The organism is Synechococcus sp. A15-24 (genome assembly GCF_014280195.1).
GTDB lineage: Bacteria > Cyanobacteriota > Cyanobacteriia > PCC-6307 > Cyanobiaceae > Parasynechococcus.
Genome location: NZ_CP047960.1, coordinates 813,057 through 837,113, shown reverse-complemented (window position 1 = coordinate 837,113; position 24,057 = coordinate 813,057). Strand labels below are relative to the sequence as shown.

Annotated in this window: 41 protein-coding genes and 2 tRNA genes; 17 read left to right on the top strand and 26 right to left on the bottom strand. The window is 62.0% G+C overall.

The window, feature by feature from the left end; all coding sequences use genetic code 11:
• Positions 1 to 2: 2 nt before the first annotated feature.
• The 3 genes from SynA1524_RS04525 to SynA1524_RS04515 are packed head-to-tail and all read right to left on the bottom strand — an operon-like array spanning position 3 to position 1,380.
• Positions 3 to 314: a hypothetical protein gene (locus SynA1524_RS04525; RefSeq protein ID WP_186499130.1), complete on the bottom strand. Its 312-nt coding sequence runs from the start codon at positions 312 to 314 to the stop codon at positions 3 to 5.
• Positions 311 to 634, bottom strand: a complete 324-nt coding sequence (locus tag SynA1524_RS04520; RefSeq protein ID WP_186499129.1) for an MgPME-cyclase complex family protein — start codon at positions 632 to 634, stop codon at positions 311 to 313. The genes SynA1524_RS04525 and SynA1524_RS04520 overlap by 4 nt, the downstream gene beginning before the upstream one ends.
• Positions 631 to 1,380 (bottom strand): pyridoxine 5'-phosphate synthase, encoded by a 750-nt coding sequence (locus SynA1524_RS04515; protein ID WP_186499128.1) that lies wholly within the window; start codon positions 1,378 to 1,380, stop codon positions 631 to 633. Before SynA1524_RS04515 ends, SynA1524_RS04520 begins: the two co-directional genes overlap by 4 nt.
• Positions 1,381 to 1,459: 79 nt before the next feature.
• On the opposite strand from SynA1524_RS04515, the gene SynA1524_RS04510 reads away from it, so the two are divergent.
• Genes SynA1524_RS04510 through grxD form a run of 4 tightly spaced genes read left to right on the top strand, consistent with a single transcriptional unit; the run spans position 1,460 to position 3,351 of the window.
• Entirely contained in the window at positions 1,460 to 2,161 is a 702-nt protein-coding gene (locus SynA1524_RS04510; protein WP_286188687.1) for a lysophospholipid acyltransferase family protein, read from the top strand.
• Between the two features lie 28 nt (positions 2,162 to 2,189).
• The gene (locus tag SynA1524_RS04505; RefSeq protein WP_186499126.1) at positions 2,190 to 2,720 is read left to right on the top strand and encodes a hypothetical protein; all 531 of its coding nucleotides are present in this window, start codon (positions 2,190 to 2,192) and stop codon (positions 2,718 to 2,720) included.
• Between the two features lie 51 nt (positions 2,721 to 2,771).
• Positions 2,772 to 3,020 (top strand): BolA family protein, encoded by a 249-nt coding sequence (locus SynA1524_RS04500; RefSeq protein WP_186499125.1) that lies wholly within the window; start codon positions 2,772 to 2,774, stop codon positions 3,018 to 3,020.
• Positions 3,021 to 3,027: 7 nt separating this feature from the next.
• Positions 3,028 to 3,351, top strand: a complete 324-nt coding sequence (grxD, locus tag SynA1524_RS04495; protein ID WP_186499124.1) for a Grx4 family monothiol glutaredoxin — start codon at positions 3,028 to 3,030, stop codon at positions 3,349 to 3,351.
• On the opposite strand, the gene SynA1524_RS04490 is transcribed toward grxD, so the two are convergent.
• Positions 3,352 to 3,624 carry a DUF6761 family protein gene (locus SynA1524_RS04490; protein WP_186499123.1) on the bottom strand — a complete coding sequence of 91 codons (273 nt, stop codon included), beginning with the start codon at positions 3,622 to 3,624 and terminating at the stop codon, positions 3,352 to 3,354.
• 77 nt (positions 3,625 to 3,701) lie between these two features.
• Between SynA1524_RS04490 and SynA1524_RS04485 the strand changes: the two genes are divergently transcribed.
• Entirely contained in the window at positions 3,702 to 4,469 is a 768-nt protein-coding gene (locus tag SynA1524_RS04485; RefSeq protein ID WP_186499122.1) for a response regulator transcription factor, read from the top strand.
• On the opposite strand, the gene SynA1524_RS04480 is transcribed toward SynA1524_RS04485, so the two are convergent.
• From SynA1524_RS04480 to SynA1524_RS04450, 8 genes are all read right to left on the bottom strand, one after another.
• Positions 4,441 to 5,004: a hypothetical protein gene (locus SynA1524_RS04480; protein ID WP_186499121.1), complete on the bottom strand. Its 564-nt coding sequence runs from the start codon at positions 5,002 to 5,004 to the stop codon at positions 4,441 to 4,443. The two genes, SynA1524_RS04485 and SynA1524_RS04480, sit on opposite strands and share 29 nt — an antisense overlap.
• The gene (locus SynA1524_RS04475) at positions 5,004 to 5,288 is read right to left on the bottom strand and encodes a hypothetical protein (protein ID WP_186499120.1); all 285 of its coding nucleotides are present in this window, start codon (positions 5,286 to 5,288) and stop codon (positions 5,004 to 5,006) included. The genes SynA1524_RS04480 and SynA1524_RS04475 overlap by 1 nt, the downstream gene beginning before the upstream one ends.
• Positions 5,289 to 5,323: 35 nt before the next feature.
• Positions 5,324 to 6,880 (bottom strand): carotenoid isomerase, encoded by a 1,557-nt coding sequence (crtH, locus tag SynA1524_RS04470; RefSeq protein WP_186499119.1) that lies wholly within the window; start codon positions 6,878 to 6,880, stop codon positions 5,324 to 5,326.
• A 25-nt stretch (positions 6,881 to 6,905) separates the two neighbouring features.
• On the bottom strand, positions 6,906 to 7,235 hold the full coding sequence (locus SynA1524_RS13180) for a hypothetical protein (RefSeq protein ID WP_353616576.1): 330 nt from the start codon (positions 7,233 to 7,235) through the stop codon (positions 6,906 to 6,908).
• A gap of 6 nt (positions 7,236 to 7,241) precedes the next feature.
• The gene (locus SynA1524_RS04465) at positions 7,242 to 7,874 is read right to left on the bottom strand and encodes a cation transporter (protein ID WP_353616575.1); all 633 of its coding nucleotides are present in this window, start codon (positions 7,872 to 7,874) and stop codon (positions 7,242 to 7,244) included.
• Positions 7,871 to 9,241, bottom strand: coding sequence for an FADH(2)-oxidizing methylenetetrahydrofolate--tRNA-(uracil(54)-C(5))-methyltransferase TrmFO (gene trmFO, locus SynA1524_RS04460; RefSeq protein WP_186499118.1), 1,371 nt, complete (start codon positions 9,239 to 9,241; stop codon positions 7,871 to 7,873). The genes SynA1524_RS04465 and trmFO overlap by 4 nt, the downstream gene beginning before the upstream one ends.
• 62 nt (positions 9,242 to 9,303) lie before the next feature.
• Entirely contained in the window at positions 9,304 to 9,426 is a 123-nt protein-coding gene (locus SynA1524_RS04455) for a photosystem II protein Y (RefSeq protein WP_042504240.1), read from the bottom strand.
• A 181-nt stretch (positions 9,427 to 9,607) separates the two neighbouring features.
• A complete protein-coding gene (locus SynA1524_RS04450) occupies positions 9,608 to 10,126 on the bottom strand; it encodes a gamma carbonic anhydrase family protein (RefSeq protein WP_186499117.1) in 519 nt (172 codons plus the stop codon).
• An 83-nt stretch (positions 10,127 to 10,209) separates the two neighbouring features.
• On the opposite strand from SynA1524_RS04450, the gene SynA1524_RS04445 reads away from it, so the two are divergent.
• The 4 genes from SynA1524_RS04445 (at position 10,210) to SynA1524_RS04430 (ending at position 12,105) form a co-directional block, all read left to right on the top strand.
• Positions 10,210 to 10,281 (top strand) — tRNA-Lys (locus tag SynA1524_RS04445).
• Between the two features lie 203 nt (positions 10,282 to 10,484).
• Positions 10,485 to 11,618 carry an NAD(P)-binding protein gene (locus SynA1524_RS04440; protein ID WP_186499116.1) on the top strand — a complete coding sequence of 378 codons (1,134 nt, stop codon included), beginning with the start codon at positions 10,485 to 10,487 and terminating at the stop codon, positions 11,616 to 11,618.
• Positions 11,615 to 12,010, top strand: a complete 396-nt coding sequence (locus tag SynA1524_RS04435; protein WP_186499115.1) for a hypothetical protein — start codon at positions 11,615 to 11,617, stop codon at positions 12,008 to 12,010. Before SynA1524_RS04440 ends, SynA1524_RS04435 begins: the two co-directional genes overlap by 4 nt.
• 21 nt (positions 12,011 to 12,031) lie before the next feature.
• Positions 12,032 to 12,105, top strand: a tRNA-Pro gene (locus SynA1524_RS04430).
• 121 nt (positions 12,106 to 12,226) lie between these two features.
• On the opposite strand, the gene SynA1524_RS04425 is transcribed toward SynA1524_RS04430, so the two are convergent.
• On the bottom strand, positions 12,227 to 12,541 hold the full coding sequence (locus SynA1524_RS04425; protein WP_186499114.1) for a hypothetical protein: 315 nt from the start codon (positions 12,539 to 12,541) through the stop codon (positions 12,227 to 12,229).
• An 833-nt stretch (positions 12,542 to 13,374) separates the two neighbouring features.
• On the opposite strand from SynA1524_RS04425, the gene SynA1524_RS04420 reads away from it, so the two are divergent.
• From SynA1524_RS04420 to SynA1524_RS04410, 3 genes are read left to right on the top strand one after another with little or no spacing between them, the layout of a single operon-like run.
• Positions 13,375 to 13,626, top strand: coding sequence for a hypothetical protein (locus SynA1524_RS04420; RefSeq protein ID WP_186499113.1), 252 nt, complete (start codon positions 13,375 to 13,377; stop codon positions 13,624 to 13,626).
• A 29-nt stretch (positions 13,627 to 13,655) separates the two neighbouring features.
• Complete coding sequence (locus SynA1524_RS04415) at positions 13,656 to 13,958, top strand: hypothetical protein (RefSeq protein ID WP_186499112.1); 303 nt, start codon at positions 13,656 to 13,658, stop codon at positions 13,956 to 13,958.
• Positions 13,955 to 14,872: a histone deacetylase family protein gene (locus SynA1524_RS04410; RefSeq protein ID WP_186499111.1), complete on the top strand. Its 918-nt coding sequence runs from the start codon at positions 13,955 to 13,957 to the stop codon at positions 14,870 to 14,872. The genes SynA1524_RS04415 and SynA1524_RS04410 overlap by 4 nt, the downstream gene beginning before the upstream one ends.
• Before the next feature lie 2 nt (positions 14,873 to 14,874).
• Here the strand turns inward: SynA1524_RS04410 and SynA1524_RS04405 are convergent, their stop codons facing one another.
• Positions 14,875 to 15,144: a hypothetical protein gene (locus SynA1524_RS04405; protein WP_286188686.1), complete on the bottom strand. Its 270-nt coding sequence runs from the start codon at positions 15,142 to 15,144 to the stop codon at positions 14,875 to 14,877.
• A 44-nt stretch (positions 15,145 to 15,188) separates the two neighbouring features.
• On the opposite strand from SynA1524_RS04405, the gene SynA1524_RS04400 reads away from it, so the two are divergent.
• Positions 15,189 to 15,755, top strand: a complete 567-nt coding sequence (locus SynA1524_RS04400; protein ID WP_186499110.1) for a pyridoxamine 5'-phosphate oxidase family protein — start codon at positions 15,189 to 15,191, stop codon at positions 15,753 to 15,755.
• Here the strand turns inward: SynA1524_RS04400 and SynA1524_RS12990 are convergent, their stop codons facing one another.
• From SynA1524_RS12990 to SynA1524_RS04380, 5 genes are all read right to left on the bottom strand, one after another.
• On the bottom strand, positions 15,756 to 15,890 hold the full coding sequence (locus SynA1524_RS12990; RefSeq protein ID WP_286188685.1) for a hypothetical protein: 135 nt from the start codon (positions 15,888 to 15,890) through the stop codon (positions 15,756 to 15,758).
• Between the two features lie 34 nt (positions 15,891 to 15,924).
• Positions 15,925 to 16,071, bottom strand: a complete 147-nt coding sequence (locus tag SynA1524_RS12985) for a hypothetical protein (RefSeq protein ID WP_286188683.1) — start codon at positions 16,069 to 16,071, stop codon at positions 15,925 to 15,927.
• A gap of 64 nt (positions 16,072 to 16,135) precedes the next feature.
• Positions 16,136 to 16,600 carry a hypothetical protein gene (locus SynA1524_RS04390; RefSeq protein ID WP_186499109.1) on the bottom strand — a complete coding sequence of 155 codons (465 nt, stop codon included), beginning with the start codon at positions 16,598 to 16,600 and terminating at the stop codon, positions 16,136 to 16,138.
• A 240-nt stretch (positions 16,601 to 16,840) separates the two neighbouring features.
• On the bottom strand, positions 16,841 to 17,854 hold the full coding sequence (locus SynA1524_RS04385) for a hypothetical protein (RefSeq protein WP_186499108.1): 1,014 nt from the start codon (positions 17,852 to 17,854) through the stop codon (positions 16,841 to 16,843).
• Positions 17,855 to 17,933: 79 nt separating this feature from the next.
• Positions 17,934 to 18,437 (bottom strand): L,D-transpeptidase, encoded by a 504-nt coding sequence (locus SynA1524_RS04380; RefSeq protein WP_186499107.1) that lies wholly within the window; start codon positions 18,435 to 18,437, stop codon positions 17,934 to 17,936.
• Between the two features lie 67 nt (positions 18,438 to 18,504).
• Between SynA1524_RS04380 and SynA1524_RS04375 the strand changes: the two genes are divergently transcribed.
• Positions 18,505 to 19,197 carry a putative 2OG-Fe(II) oxygenase gene (locus SynA1524_RS04375; protein ID WP_186499106.1) on the top strand — a complete coding sequence of 231 codons (693 nt, stop codon included), beginning with the start codon at positions 18,505 to 18,507 and terminating at the stop codon, positions 19,195 to 19,197.
• 44 nt (positions 19,198 to 19,241) lie between these two features.
• Positions 19,242 to 19,493 carry a hypothetical protein gene (locus SynA1524_RS04370; RefSeq protein ID WP_186499502.1) on the top strand — a complete coding sequence of 84 codons (252 nt, stop codon included), beginning with the start codon at positions 19,242 to 19,244 and terminating at the stop codon, positions 19,491 to 19,493.
• A gap of 2 nt (positions 19,494 to 19,495) precedes the next feature.
• Here the strand turns inward: SynA1524_RS04370 and SynA1524_RS04365 are convergent, their stop codons facing one another.
• Genes SynA1524_RS04365 through SynA1524_RS04350 form a run of 4 tightly spaced genes read right to left on the bottom strand, consistent with a single transcriptional unit; the run spans position 19,496 to position 21,519 of the window.
• Positions 19,496 to 20,257 carry a metallophosphoesterase gene (locus SynA1524_RS04365; RefSeq protein ID WP_186499105.1) on the bottom strand — a complete coding sequence of 254 codons (762 nt, stop codon included), beginning with the start codon at positions 20,255 to 20,257 and terminating at the stop codon, positions 19,496 to 19,498.
• A complete protein-coding gene (locus SynA1524_RS04360; protein WP_186499104.1) occupies positions 20,235 to 20,468 on the bottom strand; it encodes a TIGR02450 family Trp-rich protein in 234 nt (77 codons plus the stop codon). Before SynA1524_RS04360 ends, SynA1524_RS04365 begins: the two co-directional genes overlap by 23 nt.
• The gene (locus SynA1524_RS04355; RefSeq protein WP_186499103.1) at positions 20,468 to 20,734 is read right to left on the bottom strand and encodes a DUF3764 family protein; all 267 of its coding nucleotides are present in this window, start codon (positions 20,732 to 20,734) and stop codon (positions 20,468 to 20,470) included. The genes SynA1524_RS04360 and SynA1524_RS04355 overlap by 1 nt, the downstream gene beginning before the upstream one ends.
• 53 nt (positions 20,735 to 20,787) lie before the next feature.
• Complete coding sequence (locus SynA1524_RS04350) at positions 20,788 to 21,519, bottom strand: response regulator transcription factor (protein WP_286188681.1); 732 nt, start codon at positions 21,517 to 21,519, stop codon at positions 20,788 to 20,790.
• 99 nt (positions 21,520 to 21,618) lie between these two features.
• On the opposite strand from SynA1524_RS04350, the gene SynA1524_RS04345 reads away from it, so the two are divergent.
• Entirely contained in the window at positions 21,619 to 22,074 is a 456-nt protein-coding gene (locus SynA1524_RS04345) for a Fur family transcriptional regulator (protein ID WP_186499102.1), read from the top strand.
• 9 nt (positions 22,075 to 22,083) lie between these two features.
• On the opposite strand, the gene SynA1524_RS04340 is transcribed toward SynA1524_RS04345, so the two are convergent.
• Both SynA1524_RS04340 and SynA1524_RS04335 read right to left on the bottom strand, forming a co-directional pair.
• Positions 22,084 to 22,482, bottom strand: coding sequence for a DUF3721 domain-containing protein (locus tag SynA1524_RS04340; protein ID WP_186499101.1), 399 nt, complete (start codon positions 22,480 to 22,482; stop codon positions 22,084 to 22,086).
• A gap of 3 nt (positions 22,483 to 22,485) precedes the next feature.
• Complete coding sequence (locus SynA1524_RS04335) at positions 22,486 to 22,707, bottom strand: DUF3721 domain-containing protein (RefSeq protein WP_286188680.1); 222 nt, start codon at positions 22,705 to 22,707, stop codon at positions 22,486 to 22,488.
• 34 nt (positions 22,708 to 22,741) lie between these two features.
• Between SynA1524_RS04335 and SynA1524_RS04330 the strand changes: the two genes are divergently transcribed.
• Positions 22,742 to 23,026: a cell division protein SepF gene (locus SynA1524_RS04330; RefSeq protein ID WP_186499100.1), complete on the top strand. Its 285-nt coding sequence runs from the start codon at positions 22,742 to 22,744 to the stop codon at positions 23,024 to 23,026.
• On the opposite strand, the gene arsS is transcribed toward SynA1524_RS04330, so the two are convergent.
• Positions 23,017 to 23,964 (bottom strand): arsenosugar biosynthesis radical SAM (seleno)protein ArsS, encoded by a 948-nt coding sequence (gene arsS, locus SynA1524_RS04325; protein ID WP_186499499.1) that lies wholly within the window; start codon positions 23,962 to 23,964, stop codon positions 23,017 to 23,019. The two genes, SynA1524_RS04330 and arsS, sit on opposite strands and share 10 nt — an antisense overlap.
• Positions 23,965 to 24,057 lie beyond the last annotated feature (93 nt).

The following is a 24,057-nucleotide window of genomic DNA, read 5'->3' as shown; positions in this document are numbered from 1 at the left end:
TGTCAGAACAGACCGAGGAATTTGCGACGGGGTTTGTCGTCGACGGATTCCTGGCGGTAACGGGGCTTGGCATCCCCCACCGTCACAAGGGGATCGTTGCTCTTGAACCAGATCCAGTCCCGGATCGGCGGAGTTTCCATCAGATCGCGCCGGGTCAGACCAAGGCCGAGCTTGGCGGAGGCACCCAGCAGAATTTGAACCATCGCCTCCCCATCAGCACAGGTGGCAAGGGCTTTGTTGGTTTTTTCAGCACCGTCGAGGGCCTGCACCAGCAGGGCAATCCTCTGACTCACCGGAAGTGATTGCCGATTCATGCGGCGGTGCTGGCCAGGGCATCGGGAATCGCTGCGGAGGGAGCCTCGAAGCTTCCCTCGAGGACGTACTCCAATCGCAACTTCAGGAAGGTGATGAAGGTGGGATCGGTTGACACTACGGCCGCCGCCGGTTTGGGCAGCTGGGTGTTGATGGCGCTCAGCTCGTTGGTTTCCAGAAAGGCGGGCTGACGCACCAACCAGAAATCAATGGCTTTGCTGTTCTCCTCGTAGTTGCGCCGACGTTCCCGCAGGACTTCTTCCAACGGTTCTTCAACGGTCAGAAACCGCTCGCTGGCAGCAGCGAAGTGATAAGCAGTCATCCGAGCGCGTGTCCGAACAGGGGATCCAGGCGGGGATTCTGGATCAAGGCCTTCATCTCGCGCACCGCTTGTTGCAGACCGACGGCAACCGCACGGGCCACGATCGTGTGACCGATGTTCAATTCCTCCATCCCAGGAATCGCAGCAATCGGTTCCACGTTCTGATAAGTGAGTCCATGGCCTGCGTTGACGCGAAGGCCCAGATGGCGTGCTGTGGCAGCCCCCTCCGTGATGCGTGCCAGCTCACCGTGCTGGTCCGCCCAGGACGCATCGGCGTAGGTCCCGGTGTGCAGTTCCACCCAGCGGGCCCCGCTGTTGCGGCAGGCCTCCAGTTGGCTGGTTTCAGCATCAACGAACAGGCTCACGGGGATGCCTTGCTGCTGCAGCCGCTCCACCATTGGTGCCAGCACGCTTAATTGCGCGGCCACATCCAGCCCTCCCTCGGTGGTGACCTCTTCACGCTTTTCCGGCACAAGGGTGACCATGTCCGGTCCAACGGCCAGGGCGATCTCCACCATCTCCTGCGTCGCTGCCATCTCCAGATTCAGACGGGAGCGCACCGTCTGACGCAGCAGCTGCACATCACGGTCCTGGATGTGGCGTCGATCCTCCCGCAGATGAACCGTGATGCCATCGGCACCGCCGAGTTCGGCGAGCATGGCGAAGGGCACAGGATCCGGTTCCACCGTCCGGCGTGCCTGGCGGATGTTGGCGATGTGGTCGATGTTGACCCCGAGGCTGGCCATACCAACGTCTGTCTAAGCCGATCCTATGCAGGGCGGACTTGGCTTTAGGTTCGCTCCGCTCAAATGCGCTTTCAGCCTGTTGTCAGCGGCCCTGGCGAACCGTGAATCCACACTGCAGGTGGGCATCGACCCTCGCTGGGCCCCTCTGGCGATGCTGGTCACTCAGGACATCGCACTGAAGCTGCAATTCCGCGAGCGATTGGTTCTGAATCCGCAACATCTGCCCCACAGCGGCCCTGTGGTGCTGGCCCCCACCCACCGGGCCCGCTGGGATGCCCTGATGCTGCCAATGGCAGCGGGACGACGGGTCACCGGTCGGGATTGCCGCTTCATGGTGACGACCACTGAGATGCGTGGCCTTCAGGGTTGGTTCCTGCAGCGACTCGGATGTTTTCCGGTGAATCAGCGGCGCCCATCGATGACCACCCTGCGGCTGGCCATTGATCTGCTGACGGCTGGCCAGCAGCTGGTGGTCTTCCCTGAGGGGCAGATCCAACGCACGGATCGACCGATCCGGCTGCATCAGGGGCTCGTTCGTCTGGTGCAGCTGGCCGAGCGGCAGGGGCTGAGCGTTCCCGTGGTCCCCGTTGGCATCGGCTACGGCCAGAGACCACCTCGGCCATTCAGCAGGGCAGCGCTTTGCTTCGGAGAGCCGATGAATGTTCCAACAACGGGTGGACGGGAGTCCGGTTTGCGGTTCAATCAGGACCTCGCCCGCGCGATGCATACGGCTGAACAAGCGGCCCGTGCAGCAGTGGGCAGACCTTTGTACTTCTTATAAAGTCCGCATCTTCAAACTTCTTTGCCCCATGGGTTGTCGTTCCTTGCTCTCCGCCATGGCCCTGGTGGCGAGCCTGGGCCTGGCTGGCCTGCCGGTGGTGGCTCAAGAGACAGCATCCAGCGATCGCGTTCTGGCCCAGAAGTCGGATGGATTCAATCCAGCGGCTGTGCAGGCGATGATCAACCGGGGCGATGCCGCCGCTGCAGCCGAAGATCTCACCAAGGCGCGCCAGCAATACGACAATGCCCGCAAGGCGTCCAAGCAGCTGCTGGCCTTCTACCGCGACCTGAGCGGTGCCTTCCGCGGTCTCGATGCCCGCATCCCCCGCGAAATGGACACCAAGGGCCGTGAAGCCCTAAGACTCCTGGCGGAAGCGGATCTGCGCCTTGCCGCGCTGTTCCGTCGTCAGAATCAGCCGGAAATTGCCGTTCCTGTGCTGGTGGAGGTCGTCAAGCTAATGACTCCAGCACAGCCCCAGGGCCGCAAGGCATACCAGAGCCTGCTGGAACTCGGCTTCGTCGACACCGAATTCAAAGGGGCTGCTCCAGCCGGCAGCTGACACCCGCGAACACCTTCTGTCAGCATCGCTTAGTTCAGGTCTTCAATTCCCATGGTTCAGCCGGACGCCGTTGAAGCCGCCATTCAGCGCTCCATCCCCGATGCCAAGGTGACCGTTGAGGACCTCACCGGTAGTGGTGACCATCTTCAGGTGAGTGTGGTGTCTGTGGCCTTCCAGGGTCTGTCCAGGATCCGCCAGCATCAACTGGTCTACGGAGCACTGCAACAGGAACTGGCCAGCGAAGCTATCCATGCCCTGGCCCTGTCCACCGCCACCCCAGCAGATTCCCCCAGCCCCTGACATTCCCATGGACGACTCCACACGCTCCCGCATTGAGGCCCTGATCGGCTCAAGCCCGATCTTTGTGTTCATGAAGGGCAGCAAGTTGATGCCCCAGTGCGGCTTCTCGAACAACGTGGTTCAGATTCTCCACTCCCTGGGCGTCAGCTTCGAAACCTTTGATGTGCTCTCCGATATGGAGATCCGTCAGGGCATCAAAGACTTCTCCAGCTGGCCGACGATTCCTCAGGTTTACGTCAACGGAGAATTCATCGGAGGTTCCGACATCCTGATCGAGATGTACAACGCCGGTGAACTGAAGGAAAAGCTCGAGATTGCCCTCGCCAGCTGATCAGTGCCCCTGGGGCCGTCGCAGATACAAGGTGCTGACGTCCCCATCCGGTCCAATGAAGCTGGAAGGATCCATGATCCAGCGGTCGATCAATTGCTCCAACCGGTGCTGCTGGCGGGAATCCAGGCTGCCGCAGCGACGCAGGGCATGAAGATAACCGTCTGCGTACAACCGCAGCTCAGATGGTGAGTGATAGCGGGTCGTCAGCTCCTGGCAGGCATCACACAGGGACTGGAAGTGGCGGATGGATTCCGGATCGTCGAGAGACGTCATCGGTTGAGAAGACAGCTGCCTCTGCTACCAGCGGTACAGAATTTTCCGCTTAGCGTAGTGGCGCGTTGATCAAATCAGTGACCTCCACACCACGCGATCTTACAGCTGAACCTAGCGCCCCCAGCGCTGATCCGCTGATCCTGCCCCAGTCCGGAACCGGACAGGAGCCATCACGAGTTCTCGTCGTGGAGCCGCACCCCACCCTGCGCACTGTTCTGGTGCAGCGACTCCGTCAGGACGGCCACCTCACCGCAGCGGTCGGCAGAGCATCGGAAGCCCAGGAACTCTGCCAGGAGCAATCCCCTGATCTGTTGGTCAGCGCCGAAATTCTTGAACAGGGTTCTGCCCTGCGCCTGGCCGATCAACTGCGCTGCCCCGTGATTGTGCTGACGGCCCGCAGCGGAGCTGACCCGGTGGTGGGACTGCTAGATGACGGCGCCGATGACGTGCTGCGCAAACCCTTCGGACTGGAGGAGCTAGCGGCCCGCTGCCGCACCCTGCTCAAGCGGGGTCATAACGGCCTGCAGGAGCGTGTCACGGTGGGACCACTGGAGGTTCACCTGCTGCTGCGACAAGTCACCTTACGAGACCAGCCGGTGGAACTAAGCCCCCGGGAATTCGCCCTGCTCTGCGCCCTGCTGATGCCGCCCGGCCTAGTGCGCAGCCGTCAGGAGCTGCTGCGCATGGCCTGGCCTCCCTTCAGCGGAGGACCTCGCTCGGTTGACACCCAGGTGCTGACCCTGCGTCGCAAACTGGAGCAGGCAGGGCTTGGTGAAGGCGGCGGCATCACCACCGTGCGACAGCGGGGCTATCGCTTCAGCCTGGATAACCTTCCGGCAAATTGATCCAGTGCTGACTGACAGCAAACGCGCCTGCCAGTTCAGCCAGCACCATCAACAGCGCCAGTCCAAGCAGGACTTGATAGGTCCAGGGGGGAGTCAACCGGCCGATGCCGGCTGTTGACACAGATGAGCGCTCGCTGAGCACCGCCAGGAAATGATCGAAGCGCTCGATCCGCTGGGGGAGAAGCTGGTGGCGGAGATCCGTTGCCTTGAGGTAATAGACCGTGCCACCTTGACTGGTGCCAACGGGCACCAGTGCGCGGATGTCCTGCCATGGCATGAACCAACCGCGGCGCAACAGCCAGCGGATCCAGGTCGGATAGCCCACCTGAATACCGGCGGCGTCGGTTTCCACCTGCTCACTGAGCAGACCCAGCACCAGGATCAGGCCAAACAACAGTCCGCTTGCCATCCACCACCGCAACTCCTGTGGAGCCAACAGCGGCAGAGGTAGAACCAGCGCCACATACAAACTGAGCAACGTGGTGCGGATCAGCGGCGACAGGCCGAAGCGTTCAACACAGGAACTGGAAACCATCAGCGATCCTCCGCTGAACCAGGATGGGGCTCAAGCTGTTCAGACGGGACATAGGCGCCACCGAACACCTCGGCTTCCCGACCCTTACAAAACGCGCCAAGACGCATCAAATCGGCATGGGCCTCTTGAATGGTGGCGATATATTCCTCATGATCCATCGAGTCCTTGGCCTCCTTCAGCTTTTGCAGACGCAGCATCTGCAGGTTCCAGGGCTTGGTGAGCTCACCACGTTGTTCCAGATAACGGGCGAGCTGCTCAGAGCTGGGTTGGGGATCGGAGGCCATGGATCCTCAGCAGTTGAGCAACCTTAGAAACGGAATCAGGCCGGCAGCGCCCAGGGGTTGAGGCCCAGATCAGCACCCACCCGATGGGCACAGGCAAAGCCACTGAAGGCCACGGCGTTCAGGCCCTGGCCGGGGAAACAGGAATCCCCGACGCAATAGAGATTGCGCACACCGGTGCGGTTGAACGGCATCGGCAATAGTCCAGGCAGTTGCATCGCCGGAATCGGGCCATAGCTGCCCTGAAAGCGACCAAGGAACCGTCGGTGGCTGCGAGGCGTGCCGATCTCCTTGTGGGTTATGGCACCACTGAGGCCGGGAAGGATCCCCTCAAGCCGCTGAATCAAGCGAGCCGCATCGGCCTCCTTCTTGGCGCGGTAATTAGTGGGGGAGAGCCCCTGCCATGCTTCCATCGACGACGGCGTAAAGGTGTGAACGATGTGATGCCCGGCCGGTGCCAGATCCGGATCCAGCAACGACGGCATCGACACAAAGATCACCCCCTGCTCGTCCTCCATCCGCTGCCAATCTTCAAGCAGGAGGTGGTGGCAGTGGGTACCGGCTGGAATCAAATCGGCCCGTACCCCCAGATGCAGGGAAAGAAACGAGGGCGACGGCACATAGCGGCGACGCCAGAAGGCCTCCTTCTTCGGGGTGTTGGCTTCATCCACCAGCGCCTGCCCGGCCCGCCTGGAGCCATCGTCCTGCCCCGAAAAGGTGTCCCAGCGGGTGGCATTGGAGATCACCCGCTTGGCCCGGATGGTCTCGCCATCGGCCAGCTTCACACCAACCGCCTCACCGTTCTCGAGCAGCACCTCGGTGACCCGCGCCTTGTAGCGAATGGCGCCGCCATTGCGCACAAGACCTTGAACCAACTTTTCAGCGATCACCCCAACCCCACCACGGGGGTAATTGATGCCGCCGGCATGGCGATCGGAAAACACCATGCCGGCATTGATCATCGGGGTGCGATCGGCTGGCATCACCGACCAGCAGAAGCATTCGATGTCGATGAACTTCAGCAGCTGCTCATCCTTGATGTGCTGGCGGGCTACCGCACCGACATTGAAGGGCAGCCAACGGGCCAACCCCAGACAGGCCAGTGGTGCCTTGAAGAACACCTTGGTGAGGTACGCCGGATCCTCCAGCGACAGCAACGGCATCGCATCCAGACAGTTGAACACCTGCCAACAGGTGTCGTAGAAGCGTCGGATGCCGTTGGCCTCGTGGGGGAAACGGGCGGACAGATCGGCGATGAACGTCTTGTAATCGCGGTCAACGGCGATGTTGAGCCCCCCCGGCATGTGGTATTCGAGTTGGGCCTGATCCGGAATGGTCTCGCAGTGCTCGCCCACATCAGCGAGAGCCCTGGTGAGCAGGTTGGTGTATCCCTTCTCACCGAAGCCGAAGATCATCGAGGCGCCCACATCGAAGGTGTAGCCCTCGCGCTTGAAGGCACCGCCACTGCCGCCTGGGATCAGATAGCGCTCCAGCACCAAGGTGCGAGCTCCCTTGGCCGCCAGCTGGCTGGCGGTAACCAACCCGCCGATACCGGAGCCGATCACCACGGCATCCCAGTGCTGCTGTTCGCTCATGGTGTCGGATCCATAGGCGGTGACGCTAAGGGGCCGCCTGCTGCTGCGGATCAACCTGATGAATTGGTGGTTTCGCGGTGAGAATCACCTCCGAGCGCACCGGTCGGCCGAGGTCAGCGGAGCAACGGGCATCGATGTGGTGGCGCAGGCCGTCAATCACCGCGCTGTCCTGGGCTTGCAGAGGATTGATGTAGACCACCACAAACGCAGTTCGTCCCAGCTGCTGCACCGTGAAATCCATCATCTGCAGCTGCAGGCCCACCAACTCCTGCATCAGAACCTGTCGGGTGTGCTGAAGAATCTCCGGGTCGGCTGCGCAGCCAGCGGCTTGAGCCATGGCGTTCCGCAACGCCATCAACGGTTAGCGCAACAGGGCAAGGCTGACCAGCAGCACCAACAGGGCATCAGTGATCGGCGCCAGCGCAGCGAACGGTGTCAACAGCAGCCACGGCGAAGCCAGCAGGGCCAGTCCGGTGGCCATCGTGATCAGGGCATCGATGCGGGCATTCCGGGCCTCCGTCAGCAGCAGCAGCGAGATGCGCTGCGTGCGAATCCAGTCCCAGTGATGACGCCAGGCCAGCAGAGCGCAGAGCGCTGTGATGGTTGTGGTGTAAGCCGCCACCGGCTCAAGATGCAGCGGAGGGGGCGGCGTCCCGTTCCACCAGTCGATCAGGGACGACGCCGCACTGCCGACCCCAAAGCCGATCACCCCAAGCAGCACCAGTGATCGGAACAGCACATACAGAGCCTCCTGCCCTTCGTATCCATAGGGCCAGGCCCGGTCCGGAGGTCGCACCACATTGCGACTGATCCGACTGGCGATCAACGAGGAGCCAACCAGCACCGCTGAGTAGAGGCCGTCCAAAAGCAGAGCTGAGGAGCCGGTGGCCACGTGGGCGGCAAAACCCGCCAGGGTCATCACCGCATTGGCCCCGATCCCGAAGCGCAACGAACGCTGTTCGATCCGGCGAAACGCTGCGGTGTCGGCGGTCATGCCACCAGGGCGTTCGGCGTCAGGGCCTCGATCCGTTCAAGATCCCGCAGGGCACGGTCGCGGTAGGCGCCATAGCGGGCGCGCTTGTCGCGAATCCGCTCCGGCAGCTCCGGCAGCAGGCCGAAGTTGGGGGGCATCGGCTGGAATTTGGCCGTGGGAGCTTCACTGATGAAGTGGGTCAGGGCGCCGCTCATGCAGGTGGCGGGCAGATCAATCGGCGCCAATCCTCTGGCGAGGCGGGCGGCATTGGTGCCCGCCAGCCAGCCACCGGCCACAGCGGCGGCATAGCCCTCGGTACCGGTGATCTGGCCTGCCGCCAGCAGTGAGGAACGACTGCGGAATTGCAGGGTGGGCTCGAGCAATTGCGGCGACTCCAGAAAGGTGTTGCGGTGCATCACCCCAAAACGCACGAATTCGGCTTCGGCCAGACCGGGAATCATCTGCAGCACCCGTTTCTGCTCACCCCATTTCAAGTTGGTCTGAAAGCCCACGAGATTCCAGAGCCGACCGTCCTTGTCTTCCTGGCGCAACTGCACCACGGCATAAGCCCGCTTGGCACGACGCACATCCCGGTCGTTCACATCACCCCAGCGGGGGTCCCACAGGCCAATGGGTTTGAGCGGGCCGTAGCGCATGGTGTCCTCGCCCCGACGAGCCAGCTCTTCGATCGGCAGACATCCCTCGAAAAAGGTGGCGTCGTTTTTGTCGAAATCCTTGAGCTCAGCCTGTTCAGCCGTCAGCAGGGCCTCACGGAAGGCGAGGTACTGCACCTTGTCCATCGGGCAGTTGATGTAATCCGCATCGCCCTTGTCGTAACGGCTGGCGCGGAAGGCAACGTTGAGATCAATGCTGTCGCCATGGACGATCGGACTGGCGGCATCAAAGAAGTGACAATCCGACCGTCCGGTGAAGGCTCGGAGGTCTTCGGCCAGCGGTTCACTGGTCAGCGGCCCCGTTGCCAGCACGGTGATCTGTTCTTTTCCCGGCAGAGCCTGCTGTTCACGCCGCTCGATGGTCACCAGAGGATGCTGATCCAGCGCTTCAGTGAGCGCGGCGCTGTATCGGCCGCGGTCCACGGCCAGAGCTCCTCCTGCGGGCACGGCATGGGCGTCCGCTGTTTCAATCACCAGGGAGCCCAGGCGCCGCATTTCTTCCTGCAGCAACCCTGCAGCCCGATCGCTGCTCAGGGCACCAAAACTGTTGCTGCAGACCAACTCAGCGAAATCACTGCTGTGATGTGCAGGAGAACGTCGCACCGGACGCATCTCAACGATGGTTACCGGTATGCCGGCACGGGCCACTTGCCAGGCCGCTTCAGTGCCGGCAAGGCCTGCCCCCAGCACAGTGACGGATCGTTCAACAGACACCAAGGGCTGAAGCCAGCAGCATTCAGCCTACGGATGCTTGCTGTGTTGGCCGTGCGTTGAAATCAGGCGCGGCTGCGCTTGATCAGCAGCTGCAGCTGGCCCACGGCGGCACGGCCGATGTTGAAGGCGGCCCAGCTCACAGCAGCCAGGATTGGGGCCACGACAAGGAAGAGGCGAGCATCAATGCCCAGCACCTGGCCCGTGGTGATCACGCTGTATGCGGAGTAGGCGACGATCGCGAGGATGACGACGAGGCCGATGGCAACGCGGGCGACGCTCATGGGGGTTGGAAGACTTCCGGGCGATCTTACGGACTTCCGCGAGAAACCCACGACCAAGACCTCAAGCTGATCAAAAATGCAGCAATCAGCCGCCTGCTTTGGCGTGCTGCCTGGCCAGTTCGGCGTAGCTGTGGGCATGGCTGCGTTGGTCCTCCACCGCTTCAGCACTGAGCTCCCGCTTCAGCTGCGCGGGTGCGCCCATCACCAGGCTGCGGGCTGGAACGTCTTTGGTTACGACAGCACCGGCGGCCACCAACGCCCCCTCTCCCACGGTGACGCCACTGAGAACGATGGCGCCGATTCCGACGAGACAGCCGTCCGACAGGGTCGCACCGTGAATCACGGCTCGATGGCCGACCGTGACATCAACCCCGATCAGCACCGGCTGACCGGGATCGCCATGCAGCACGGCACCATCCTGAACATTGCTGCGGGCTCCGATGCGGATCTCAGCGCAATCCCCCCGGGCCACGGCTGTGGGCCAGAGGCTGCTCCCCTGCTCCATGGTCACGTCTCCGATCACCACCGCCGACGCAGACACCCAAGCCCCGGGGTGGATCTGAGCCGCCGGCCATGGCGCTGAGGCCGAGATCAACGGAGCCATCACAGGTTCACAACACCCTCTAATCCTCTGCCGGACCGAGTGATAATGTCCATTGGTGCCTGAAATGGCATGCCCAAGCGGGCGGGTCGCTAGCTCAGCGGTAGAGCATCCGGCTTTTAACCGGCTGGTCCTGAGTTCGAATCTCAGGCGACCCATTCCAATGGTTGACATCAATTAATGTCGTCCCGTGACTGGGGAGGCTGTTGAGATCCCTTGCTGTTAGAAACGGCGCAATCGATCGGACGACAGGCGACGGATGGCTTACTTCGTGTTCTTCGGCCTGACATTGCTGTTGGCGCTGCTGGGTGGGCTGTTCTCCCGCGTTGCCGCCGAAAAATATTGGATGTGAACTTGGCTGATGGTTGATGCCGATCTGGTGGTCATCGGCGCTGGGCTGGCTGGATGCAGCCTGATTGCGAGGCTCCGACAGCTCAACTGGAGCGGAACAATCGCCCTTGTTGAAGCCGGCCGGGGTCCAGGTGGTCGGACGGCCTCACGCCGGCGTCGGGATCGTCCCCAATGGCGACTCGATCACGGAGCGCCAGGCTTTCATCTGGATGATCCCTTACCGGAAGGGCTCAAGGCCCTGCTGGCCCCGTTGCGTGAGAACGGCTGCCTGCGTCCAGCCGAAGGAACCGTCGTCACATTGGCGATGGATGGGTCGGCCAGCCGTGCTGAAGGAGCTGCTGATGTGGAGTGGCTGGAGGGTCAGCCGTTCATGGCCAGCATCTGCGAAGCCTTACTGGCTATGGGTGAGGGCGCGTCGACGCAACATTTCGGACGGCGGATCCGCACGTTGCAACAGGATGGCAACCATTGGTGCCTTTCCGAGGACGGCAGCGACTGGCAGCTGCGGGCGAGTCGCCTGGTGCTCAGCGGCAGCCTGCTGGCCCATCCACGTTCTCTGGCCATGCTCGATTGGCGGCAGGTGCCGTTGCGGGAGGCGGTTCCTTCGGGCCAGGACCCGGACCTGGACCAGGCCCTGGACGCTCTGGCGCAGAGCCGCGCGGACGTGCGCTGGAACCTGATGCTGGATCTGCCCCTGAACGGCGACCAACTGCCGCGTCAGATCTGGCTCACCCCTGAAGCCCAGGCGCATTGGCGGGTGGAGCGCCTTGTGCTGCACCCGCAAGCCGACAACCGCACCGGATTGGCGATGCACGGCCTGGATTCCGGCGAACCCATCACACCCCAAACGCAGCCGGTTCTGCTGAAACAGGAGGAGGCGCGGCTGCGGCAGTTGCTGCCGCAGCTGCTGCAACCATGGCCGGAGCTGCAAGGCGCCTGCGAGGCGGCTGAGTCTTTGGGGGTCATGCGCTGGGGAGCCTCCAGCCCCCTCGATCACCCCTTGCCGCAATCGCTGCAGTGGTGTGATGCCAGTGCGCTGGGCTTCTGCGGAGACTATGTGGAGGGTCCTGGGTTCGGCCGTGCTGAGGGTGCGCTCCGCAGCGCGGTGAACCTGGCCCAGATCCTCGTCACCCAGGCCGCATGACCCTCATCGGAATCACCGTTCGCAGCTGGCTCTACGAGGGCAGTTGTGCCCTCGAGAAAATGGTTCTGGGAATGGAGGAGCGGGCCGTGCGGGACGGCGGCAACCATCTCTCCACCGATGAGTTCGATGCCTGCCTGGCCATCGTGGTCTGCCGCACCGGATCCAACACCTTTGCCCACCTTGGACAGATCGTTGGCCTCTACCGCGGCGACGCCCGGCAGATCTGGGACCGCAGCAAGGATTGCGGACAACCTGAGGGTGAGACTTATGAAATGAAGCCGCTCACCCGCATCCACCGCGTGCCCGATGAGGTGTGCGGACCGATCGAAGACGAGGGGGTTGATGAGGACTACCGGGCTGCCGTGGTCCACTACCTGCTGGATATGGGCTAAACGCTAATCTTGAGAAGCGTCCGGGGAGTGGCGCAGTTTGGTAGCGCGCTTGCTTTGGGAGCAAGATGCCGCAGGTTCGAATCCTGTCTCCCCGACTTCGCAAGAAGCCTGTTACCGAAGGCACATTCAGCCGCCTCCCCAGGGCGGTTTTTTTTAATTGCGCAACCAGCGAACACGGCGCAACTACGGACCACCTGTGGTCTGGGATGTCAGGCGTCAATCGCTGTAGGTGACTATGCAGCTATAGCGGGTCGAATCTGCAACGTCTTGACTCCGGCAAGAGGTATCTGTCACCGACGCACCTTTGGGAACAAGCCGCATCGCCTCGGCAGTCGCAAATTCTTCTGTCATCCCCTCAGCGGTTGACTTGGATTCATGGGCGAAAACAGCTGCAGGGGTTAACGACACCAGCAGAAGGAGTAAGGCAAGTCGCATCGAAATCTCCACCAGTCTTTTGATACCTAACGCAACTCTCGGACGATGACTGGCCGCAGCCAACATCTCCTTATTCTCTGCCAAACCAAGCAGCATGGAACTCTTGCACCGCCTGGTGCATTCATCCGAAACGGGCGGTTTTAGACCAACTGCTCCTGGAGCACCTGCTGGAAGACAGCAACCTCTTCACCGGCTGGAGACCGGAAGGGAAACCCCACCATCGTTGGAAGGTCGCCATGGAAACCTTCAATGCTGGGTTCGAGTGCATAAACGTCAGGATTGTGCCGAAACTGCCTCCCTCCAGCAGCTGGCCACGGCCCTGGCCCCGGAAAATTCGTGCACGACCAACCAGAGCATCAGCCTTAGTGAACAGGCCATCACCGTCGGAATCAACAAAAAGTTTGAGACGGTCCCGCTTGGTGTGACTAGCGAGGCGTGGGACGCCATAATCGAGGTCCCAAACGTAGTGATACTTCTTTTGCTTTCTCAAGTTGGACCTGGATTGAGCTGGGTTCCTAGGGCTCCAGGCGCACATTGCAGCTTCTTTCGCTGAGCGGAGGATATCGCCGACAAACCTGGTGCCCACTGGCGAACAACCACCACATCTGGTGTTGACGAGAGCATGCACAATGGAATTATCCCCATCACCCGGCCCAGTACATCGCATAGGGCTTTTTTGTGCCCCAGATCTGGGGTGGACGCCTGGGCGATCGCACCAGGAATCGGCCCAGTCACACCGAGACACATCTGCTGGCGCCCTTGGTCACCCATCGACTGGCCAAAGGCGGGAAGCTGCTGCTGGGGCTTGAGACACCCCTCACACACGGAGGCCTGGCCCGACAACACGTCGGGCCGTTCCCTCAGGCTCAAGACGCCCGAGTCCCGCGAGACGCAGCATGCAAGAGTTAAAAGATCCTTAAGAGGATGCGATGCGTCGGTTCGTCAGTGAGCTCAGCCAGCAGCAGATCAAGCAGGGATATTCGTTGCTGAGACTGATGGACCATCTCGACCATGAGCTGGACCTGCTTCACCAGCAGCGGCTGGCCGCCGGCCTGTCCAGCCAGGAGGGACAGCGGCTGACGCGTGTCCGCCAGAGCCATCTCCGCAAACAACAGGACTGCATCGCGGAAATGGAACGCAGTGGCTTCAATTCCTGGCTGATGGAACGTCAGCTGGCCTGACCTTTGAATAGGGCCATTCATTCAGGCCCGTGCGTTCGCTCGTCACCCTCGCGTTTGCGCTGATCACAGCGTCCCCGCCTCAGGCTCAATCCCTGAACCTCGATTTCGAATCGTTTTTTTACGGGCTCGGATCCGGAGGAGGAGCCGTGCTCTGTCGCTTGCTGCGCGATGGGGACATCTCCAGACCCCGAGTCCAAGACCTGATCAAGCAGGTTCTTCAGCGGATGGCGGCCGATCAGGAGACTCCGCATGACGGCAAAGCCAACATCGCCAGAGGATTCAATGACGTGAACGCGCAGTTTGCGGCCTGCCAACTGCGGCTGGACCCTTGACACTCCACGCTGTTTATCACGAGCTCTACTCGGCGCCGCTGCCATCGACCCATCGCTTTCCGATGGCCAAATTCAGGCTGCTGCGTCATTTGCTGCTTGACGAGCAGGTGTTGCAGGCCAACCAGATCCGCCGCCCCCTCAGCATCCCCCGACGGGATCTGGAGCGCATCCACCGTCGCAGCTACCACCAGGCCTTCAGCCGTGATCAACTCAGCCGCTCGGAGCAGCGCCGCATTGGGCTTCCTGCCACCCGCCCCCTGGTGCAGCGCACCTGGCTATCTGTCGGGGGAACCTTGCTGACGGCTCGCCTGGCACTTCAGCATGGAATCGCCTGTCACCTGGCAGGGGGAACCCATCACGCCCATCCCGGCTTTGGGAGCGGATTCTGCATCTTTAATGACGTGGCCATAACAGCGCGGGTGCTGCTGGACAACGGCGAGGTGCAACGCTTGCTGGTGGTGGACCTGGATGTGCATCAGGGCGATGGCACCGCGGCCTGCTTTGCCCATGAGCCGCGCATCACCACCTTGTCCGTCCACGCCGCCAGCAATTTTCCGCTGCGCAAAGTGGCCAGCGACATCGACATTCCCCTCGGGGATGCAACCGGAGATGACGACTACCTGGCCGCCATCGGGGACCGACTCCCGCAGGTGCTGGATGACCAACAACCGGATCTGGTGCTGTTCAACGCCGGTGTGGACCCCCACCGGGATGACCGGCTTGGACGACTGGAGCTGAGCGACGAGGGACTGTTACGACGCGATCGACTCGTCCTGGATGCGGCCCTGCGCCGGAGCATCCCCATCGCCACAGTGATCGGAGGGGGGTACGACGAACTGATGCCCCTGGTGAGGAGGCACGCCATCGTGATCCGAGCCGCCGTTGAGCAGGCCAGGCTATTTGGACTCTCCTGACCTCAGACCTGGCAGGACAGGTTCAAACAAGCCGTGAGCTGCTGGTTGCGGTGCTCCATCAGGGTCGTCAGCCAATTAGCGGCTTCCACCGGGGCCACACTGCGATCGCGAAGGGCATCGCAGATCACGCGGTGCAAGGGAGCGTCGCGACAATCAATGGCCAATTGTTCATCCAAGGCCACCAAGTCGTCCAAGCTTCGGCAAGCGCGCAGGGCACTGAGCACACGCTCTTTCAGGTCACTCGCCACGGTGATGATCAACTCTTTGATCAACCCTGCCAGCCCATGTTTTCCGTTCTGAGGAGCTATTTCAGTCGATGACAGCAGCGACGGATGGAGACCTGCCCTCCTGGCGCCAACGACTTCGCGGTGCCCTCAAGCGCGAAGGCCGCCAGGTGAGTGCCCGCTGGCTGCAACTCGCCACCGTGGCCTCTGATGGCACCCCCAGGGTGAGAACGCTGGTGTTCCGCGGCTGGAACGGAACGGATCAACTGGAGCTGTACACGGATGGCCGCAGCAGCAAAATCACCGAGCTGAACCATCAACCCCAGGTGGAACTCTGCTGGCTGCTGACGAAAGCCAAGCAGCAGTACCGGCTTCGGGGAACAGCTGCACCGGTGGCGGCCTCCCCAGACCAGGCCCAGTGGCGATCCCTGTCTCCCAGTGGACGAGCCCTGTGGGGATGGCCGCATCCAGGTCAACCCTTTGAACCCGCAGCGCCCTTCCCCCAGGAACTCCCGGAGGGTGTTCCCGTGCCGGACCACTTCGTGGTGGTGCCGATCAGCATCCAGCAGGTGGAACTGCTCGACCTGAGCCACCACCCTCACCAGCGCCTGCTCTGGCGCCGGGAGGACGGCTGGCTGGAACAGCGGCTCAACCCCTGATCACCACCACTGGGTCACCCGACCAACGGAGGCTTCACCTGGCCTCGAGGGGACAGTCACCACCGACAGCGTCTCACCTTCACGGCGGTAATCGAACCGACAGAACCCCTCCCCAGTGCCGGAACAGGAGGACAAGCTGTCCAGCGTCACTGCGGACCAGCGACGTTCATTAGGAGATGGCTGCTGATCCGGCTCGATGCCATCCAGCTGCCAGCAGTGAGCGGTGTGCTTCCACGATCGACTGCTGCGGACTCAGGGGAAGTTGCGGTGCTGCGGCGGCCGTCATGGGGATCAACAGCAGCAGCAGCCAGGTCATTGAGTGCTCCAAGGTCCCGCCTTCTCATCCCACAGCCAGAACCAGGGCCAGTGACCACAGCCCCTCAGCCGACCTGTCGGTCTTGCTCCTGCGGACGCAGCAGATCCTCGGCGTAGCGGATGGTCAGCCCCATCTGACCATCCCAGGCCACGGCGTAGGTCCAGTGGCCAGGGCGCTGGCCACAGTTGGGCAGTGGCACCGGCTCGGCCCACAGACAGGGCTCCTCAGCGATGACCCCATGGCGTCGTCCGCTGTTGTTGCTGATGCGATCTCCGGCCTGGAACAACGGCATCGGCCGCTCAGCAGCAGACGGGAGGGATGGATCAGCTTCAGGCGTGGTTTCTGCCGGCGTTCCGGTGCAAGCTTCTGCGCCGTCAGATGACTCCTCGAGAAAGACCGGTCGCTGCGGAAGCCAGCTGGGATCAGGGAGGGCCCCCTGCAGCAGATGGCCAATGGCACGTCCGCGTCCGACGCCATAAAACAAGCAGTAGGAATCCAGCCGTTCGAGCACATCAGGCTTCAGCCACACCTGAACAGGGCGTGCCTTGGCATCTCCGCTGGACTGAAAACGGCCGGTGGCATCGCGGCGCTGGGATCGTGGGCTGGTCAGGGTATTCGCGAGGTGTTGACGCCATTGGGCCGGACGAAACCGAGCCGGTCAAGACGTCCGTCTTAATCGATCCTTAAGGACATTGAATGATCGGAGTGGCAAACCAAATGAAAAAGCGGCCCCGAAGGACCGCTCACATGACCCGTGAATCGGACGGGTTCAACCGCCGGTGAGTTGCACCAAAGGTTGGATGCTCAGCGCGATCACGAGACTCACCACCACACCGACGAAGGCCTTCCAGAGATCACTACCGATGATCTTCCCCAGATTGCCGCTCTCGCGGTTGGTGAAGACGTACTCAAATTCCTGCTCCTTGATCCGCAGGGCGATTTCCCGACCCCCGATCAGACCCAGGAACACCCAGGTGGTGCTCAGCGGGAAGGTGGAGAGGAACGCCTTGTAGAGCAGACAAAGGCCAAAGAAGAAGTCGATCACCGTGGCCGAGCGCAGGTCGGACGTGTTCGTCTTGGACCGCAGCACCCCCTGAATCGGTCCACCGCCGGTGGCCACCAGCACACAGAGACCCACGCACAGCACCGCCGTGCAGATCGCCATCGGGAAGAAATCCAGCTTGCGGGGGAGGAACACGAAAATGTTCGCCAGGTCCTGCACCAGCCACATGCTCCAGAGGAAGCCGGTGGAGAACCACTGCAGGCCATACCAGACCTTGTTGAAGTCCTTGCCCTCCTGCGTGCGGCGGAACACCCAACGTTCCAGCAGCCACATGCCCAGGCCATAGGCCGCCAGGCCCACGCAGAAAGCCAGGACATAACCCGTCAGCGAGCTGTTGAGCAGCTTGCCGATATTGGCCGGCTTGAACGACGACAGCACCAGAAACGAGGTACTGACAGGAGCGCCCCACTGGGTGAGAGCCAACACCGCAATGGGCGGAAGGATGTAGATCCAGTTGAATGGCTCGGGCAGAGGAAACTCCTTGCCAGGAACACTCAGGCGGCCCCAGGCCGGGTCACCGTCCTTGAGGAACCAACCCACCATCAGAACGACAATGGTGACGGTGCAAATGAACAGCATCTGCACCACTTTCGGGGTGCGCTTCTTATGAGATGAGATGTAGGTGCCCAACGTCTGCAGTGAGTCGTTGGCCACAACGGAATAGGCCGCCAGCAGGAAGCCGACGATCATCCAGATGTTCACATCCATGAAGGCGGTCATGGGGAGGACGACACGTCTCTAAAGATCCCAACGGCTTTGGTCGGTGCTGCAGACGACTTGTCTTTGATAGCGATTGGGTTCAGTTGATCACACGCAGCCTGCTTAGTCGTCCCCGTTTCACCCAAGCTGCCAATGCACCAATCTCCGCGCGGCTCGGCATGCAGATGCAACCCGTCCCTGGATAGCAACGGTGAATGCCCAGGGCGCTGCGGGTGGTATCAAAGCGCGGCTGCAGATCGAACCAGAGATCATCTCCCCAGGGTTCCGGCTGTCCCAGGCTGTAATCACCAGCAGGGAGAGGGGCTGCATTGCCCGGACTCCAGCGTCGGTCTGCGGTCTGCCGTTCGGCAATGCCGCTAGCAGCATCCCAGCTGGCCAACAATTGCTCGCCGCGGTGCAGCTCCACCTTCCAGAGCCCGTTGCCATCGGGGAAGCGGTCGCTGGTGCGACGCGTGCTCAGCCGCAGGCCGCCGCCCTCGAGCAGTTCTGCCGTCGGCCCCTGCTGGCCTGGCAACGGCTGCGCCACGACCGCCGCACTGCAGCCCAGGAGCAACAAACCCGTGAGCAGTACCTTGCGCAGCATCACCACCCCATGAACATCGCCTCCACTCTGGCGCTGGCACGATGACCTGCAGCGTTGCAGTAAGCCGGTGGACGTTCTTGACCTCTTTCCACGCTCCATTCTGCGAGGCACACTTCCAGCTCCCCTGCTGAATCAGCTGATCGATCTGGGTGAATCGGTTCTGGCCAATCCTTCAGCCAGTCCCGACGCCTCCGCCAAGCTGGCTGGACAGCTGCGTCAGCAACGGGAGTTACGGCCTGACCAACCGGCGGTGCAACAACTCAGTGCGGAGGTTCTGCTTCCTGCCTGTGATCGCTGGATCCGCCACGTGATGGAGCGGCAGCCACCCCAGGGGCGTGGTCCCTGGGTGCCAGGTCGCTACCGGCTGCAGATGATCGATCTATGGATCAACTGCCAAACCGCCGGCGACTACAACCCAACCCATACCCACGGCGGCAGCTTCTCTGGGGTGATCTTCCTCAAGGTGCCCCCCCAGATCAACGGCAACAGCTTTGACGGCCAGCTCTGCTTTCACGGTCCAGAGGACTGGCATCTGCAGTCCTTCCGCACCGGGATGGCCCATTACGTCCTGCCGGTGCCTGGTGAGTACTACGTGTTCCCGGCCTGGCAGCCCCATTCGGTGATGCCCTTCCGTGGCGATGGTGAACGCTGGTCGCTCGCCTTCAATGCCGTGGCGGCCCCCGCTGCAGCACTGCAGCCCTCCTCCCCCCCCGGCAACGTGTCTCTCTCGAGTCAACGGCCGGTAGCCCGGGGGTTCTGAGCCCAGCTGGCAGAGTTTCCCTGTTGCCCACGCCGCAGGCCTCCATGGATCACACCGACCCGCTGGATCAGGCCGGCGCCATCGCAACCGCCATCGAGCAACTGGCCGATCAGCTTCGTCCCGAGGTGATCCGAGCAGCCCGGAAGGACAAGAGTGGGCGGCGGGATCTCGATCGGATCGAATACGCCCTCGGCACCATCGGCAAGGCGCTGATCCTGACCGACTACAGCATTGATGAGGAGAAGGACATCGACAAATTGAAGGCCTTCCGTGAATCCCAGAGGGGAATGGGCTGAGCTCAACAGGGGGACCAGCGCAGCACACGCTGGCTGAGGCTGCCGTCGGTGTGAATCTCCAGAAGACGCCCCCCCGGGTCCTCCGCCCGGCCCAACGGGCAGGGCTGCACGCACTGAAAACTGCGCAGAGTGGACGGACAGCCAAGCAGGGGGACATCCGGACGCTGGGGCCAGGTTCCGTGCCAGTGCTGATGGATATGACCGAAAACCACAGCTCGCAGCGCAGCGTGGGGCTGAATAATGGCTGCCAGCTGGTGGTGATCGCTGAGATTCATCGTGTCCATCACGGGATGACCGATGGCCACCGGCGGGTGATGCAGGGCCACCACCAGAGGAAGATCCCGGCGCATTGGATCAGCGAGTCGCTGCTGCAACCACTGCAGCTGGTGTGGCCCGAGCCAACCGGCGGAACAACCGCTGCGGTGGCTGTTGAGCAGAACCAGCCGCGTGCCTTGAACAATCAACTCGGCGGGAGCCGTGCAGAAACGACGACCCAGCACGGCCTTCAGCAGCAGCGGGTGATCGTGGTTGCCGGGCAACAGCCCCACCGGACCATGGACATGGGCCTCCAGCAGTCGTCGCAGGCGGACATAGCCTCCCCAGCTCTCGTCCTGGCAGAGATCACCGCTGATCAGCACAAGATCGGGATTCTCGCGCTGCCCTTCCAGCAAGGCCCGTTCCAGAAGGGCCATGGCCGGGCGTTCACGCACCAGGGGCGCATCGGCTGCCACCAGATGGGGGTCACTCAGCTGCAGGATCCGCATGGCTCTCGGGGATGGACTGCCAACCACTGATCCAGCGGGAGCGGTCCTTCAGATCTCGCCAGAGCACCCGCTCGCGGTACCCCGGAGCCAGCACCGCCGCCAGCTCAACCCAACGCTGATCGCCACGACCACCCTGCAGAACCAGCTGAAAGTGGCGATACCCCCCCACAGGGTCCTGACTGGTCCAGGCCCGGGCGGGATTCCAGCCCATCAGCCGGCGAGGAACACCTGGCTAACGGTGCTCTCCAGAACGTGACCGGAAGAGACGATCAACTCGGTGTTGTCTTCAATGAACTGCTCCATCACACCGGGTTGGGCTTGCATCACCGCGCACACCTTGCTGGGGTCGTCTTTGCTGACGCCGCGATAGAGCGAGGTGATGCCGGCTGCTTTTTGGAAGGGCGCAGATTGGTCATAAATCTTGGCCCATTCGCTGAAGGGCTTGGTGATGCTGAAGGTGAGGACGTGGGTTTCCATCGTTCCGCAGAGATCCGTGTGCGGAACGTATCACCGTTATCGGCACTGCAGCATCACTTCGCAGACGGGATCAGATCTCTTCCATTCCGAATGGCAAAGATGGCCGCCTGGGTGCGGTCACGCACACCAAGCTTTCCGATCACGGCGCTGACATGACTTTTGACCGTCTCCGCAGAGACAAACAGTTCGTCTGAAATCTCGCGATTGGTCTGACCTGCAGTCAGCAATCGCAGCACCTCCAGTTCCAGCTCGGACAGATCCTCGAGCAACAGCTGAGCATCTCGGTCCTGGGGCGACGTTTCGCGGACCATCGCACGGATGGCATCGGGGTAATAGACACCTCCGTCACGGGTGCGTTGCAGCGCCTTGAAGAAGTCACCGCGATGGCTCCCGATCGAAGAGATGAACATCACACCATCGGCGCCAGCCTCAAGCGCTTCGTTCACGACCAACGGATTTTCACGTCGCAGAAAAATCAGTGTGCGAGTGGGGGCGTGGATCTCTTCCACCTCACGCATCAGGCTGATGCCGTAACCCTGTTCAAGATCTTCGGTCACGAACAACAGATCGGGCTTGTGCTGCCGCACGCAGAGCAATGCCTCATCAGCGGTGGTGACGGCTGCCAGAAGCCGCGGCCAGATCGTCATCGCCATGCCAAAGCTGGCCAAGGTCAGCCGATCCCCCATGCAGGCGACGATCGTGGAGCCCTCCAGAAGAGCGTCCACATCCTTGAGCCGTGGGTTGTCCTGGCGAGGATGCAGGTTGAGATCCACGCAGCGCTGCAAGCCGATGCCCCGGAGCGTATCCGCGGAATCGCGATCGCACCGCAGCCGTGCTGAAGCCTCTCATTAGTGATTACTGTTGAGAACAACTGGTCCTGGTCGGTGTCGCTGTCCTCCCCGTCTGCTCCCACCGATGGGTCCCTTCAGCAGGGCCTCCACCAGGACGGTCGTCGTCTGACACCCCAGCGGAAACGGGTTCTCGAGTTGTTCGTACACCGCGGCTCCGGCTGTCACTTAAGTGCAGAGGAGGTGCATCAACAACTGGCATCCCTGCAGCTGAAGGTCTCGCTGGCGACCGTGTACCGAACCCTCCGCCTGCTGGCGGACATGGGGTTTCTGCAGGAGTTGGAGCTCAGTGAAGGGGGCCGTCGCTTTGAGCTTGCCCAGGGTGATCACCGCGATCACCACCATGTGGTGTGCATCCGCTGCGGACGCACCGAAGAATTCGAAAGTGAGCCGGTGCTAATGGCCGGCGCCGATGCCGCTCAGCAGTTCGGCTTCAAATTGATCGAGTCCAGTCTGAATGTGCGGGCCCTTTGCCCAAATTGTCAGGACTGACGCTTTCCCCTACTTGGGATGTTCATTGCAGGGCATCCAGTAGCGATCACCCATGCGATGCACCCCCTCACAACCCAGAACCTTCGCCTGGGCTTCGGCCTCCTCCCGGCTTGGGTAGGCCAGGTAGCGGGGGTTGGTGGTGGAACGGATCTGAATCAACCCCATGCTCATCGGCCCGGCGGTGATCACGCCCATCGTGTTGACCCCCACAGCCACCAGCCCCATCCCAACGATGGCGGCATTGAACACTCCCATGGCCACCACGCCAATGGAAACAACTCCCATCGGCACCACACCGATGCAGATCACCCCCATCGGAACGATGCCGATCGAAATGGTGCCCAGCGGGGCGATCCCGATGGCAATCCGCTTCGGTTTGCTGCCGCAATGTCCCCCTCCCGTTGCCATGGCTCAGTGTCCGTGCTGCTCGGACTGACCATGCTTCTCACAGACCATCCACATCTCACCCATGGGATGGGCCCCTTGGCAGCCAAAGCCAGGAGCAGCTGCCTCCGCTCCAGCGCGCGTCTTGAACATCGCCTGCTTCGGTTGCCCGCCGTGCTCATGAGCTGACACAACCCCTCCCCAGAGCCCCAGGCCCAGCAAAGCGAGCAACATTCCTGCAAGCGACACCACGCGTTCAGCAACAGCCCCACATCATGAACCCATGGTGAACAGTCGCTCCGATGGATGGCACGACGTGGTTGTGCTGATGCCCGAGCAGTTCAATGACGCCCTGGAAGCCGTGCTGGCTGTGCGGGAACAACGCACTGTGGTGCTCAATTTGAGTCGTCTCACTCCAGAGCTGGCCCAGCGCGCCGCTGATCTGGTCTCCGGAGGGGTCCATGCCCTGGATGGCCAGCAGCAACGCATCAGTGAAACGGTGCTGCTGCTGGCCCCTGCCGGTGTCGCCATCAACCGCATCACTGGCACGGACCAGGCTCAACCCTGAAGTGCCCCACCGCAGCTGGATCCCGCCCCGGCCGTGCAGCCGAAGCAATGCTGCGCCGTTCGAATCGGATCACCCTCAATCACCGTCGAGTCATCCAGCAGATCGCGCAGATGACGAACGCCGCCCTGGACTGACAGGGCCAGTTGCTGGTTGAAATCGCAGTCATAAAGATGACCTTGCCAGTCGACACTGAGCAGTTGGCGACACATGACGGCAGCGAGATTGGCGGGGTTGTGGGCCTCCTCCAGCAGGCGCTGATAGGCCGTCAGCCGACCTTGCAGCTCCAACTGGCGGGAAAAGCGCTGAATCGGCATGTTGGCCAGGGTCAGCAGCCGGTCGAAGCGGATGCCCATGGATCCAAGCTCACGCTTGTAATCCGCCTCAAGCAGCTCCTGCGCTGGGGGAAGAGACGGCCCCTGCGGATTGAACACCAGATCGAGGGATCGTTCCGGGTCCCCACTGCCGTACCCGAGGGCATTCAGCATCCGCAGACCCTCAAGGCTGCGTTCAAACACCCCATCACCCCGTTGTTGGTCGACATTGGCGGCGCTGTAACAGGGCAGGGAGGCAATCACACCGACCCGCTGGTCCGCCAGAAACTGGGCCAAGGCGTCCTGTCCAGGCTCCGAAAGAATCGTGAGATTGCAGCGATCGATCACCGCAACTCCCTGATCCCGGGCACGGCGCACCAAGGAACGGAAATCAGGATGAAGTTCCGGAGCCCCGCCGGTGAGGTCCAGACAACGGATCGCTCGACGCTCAAGCAGAGAAGGAATCAGCGCCACCAGCTCCGTGCTCATCATTTCGGTCCTGGTGGGACCGGCATTGACGTGGCAGTGGCTGCAGCTCTGATTACAGCGGTAGCCGAGGTTCACCTGGAGGGTGGTGAGAGCCCCGCGCTGCAGCGGGGGAAAGGGGAGTGAAGGGGTGATCAGCAGCAACGCCTCTGGGAGTTTGATCTTTTCAGACCCAACGACCAAACCGTGGATCTGACAGGTGGATTTGACGACTTGAGCTCAAGCCATCCGTAT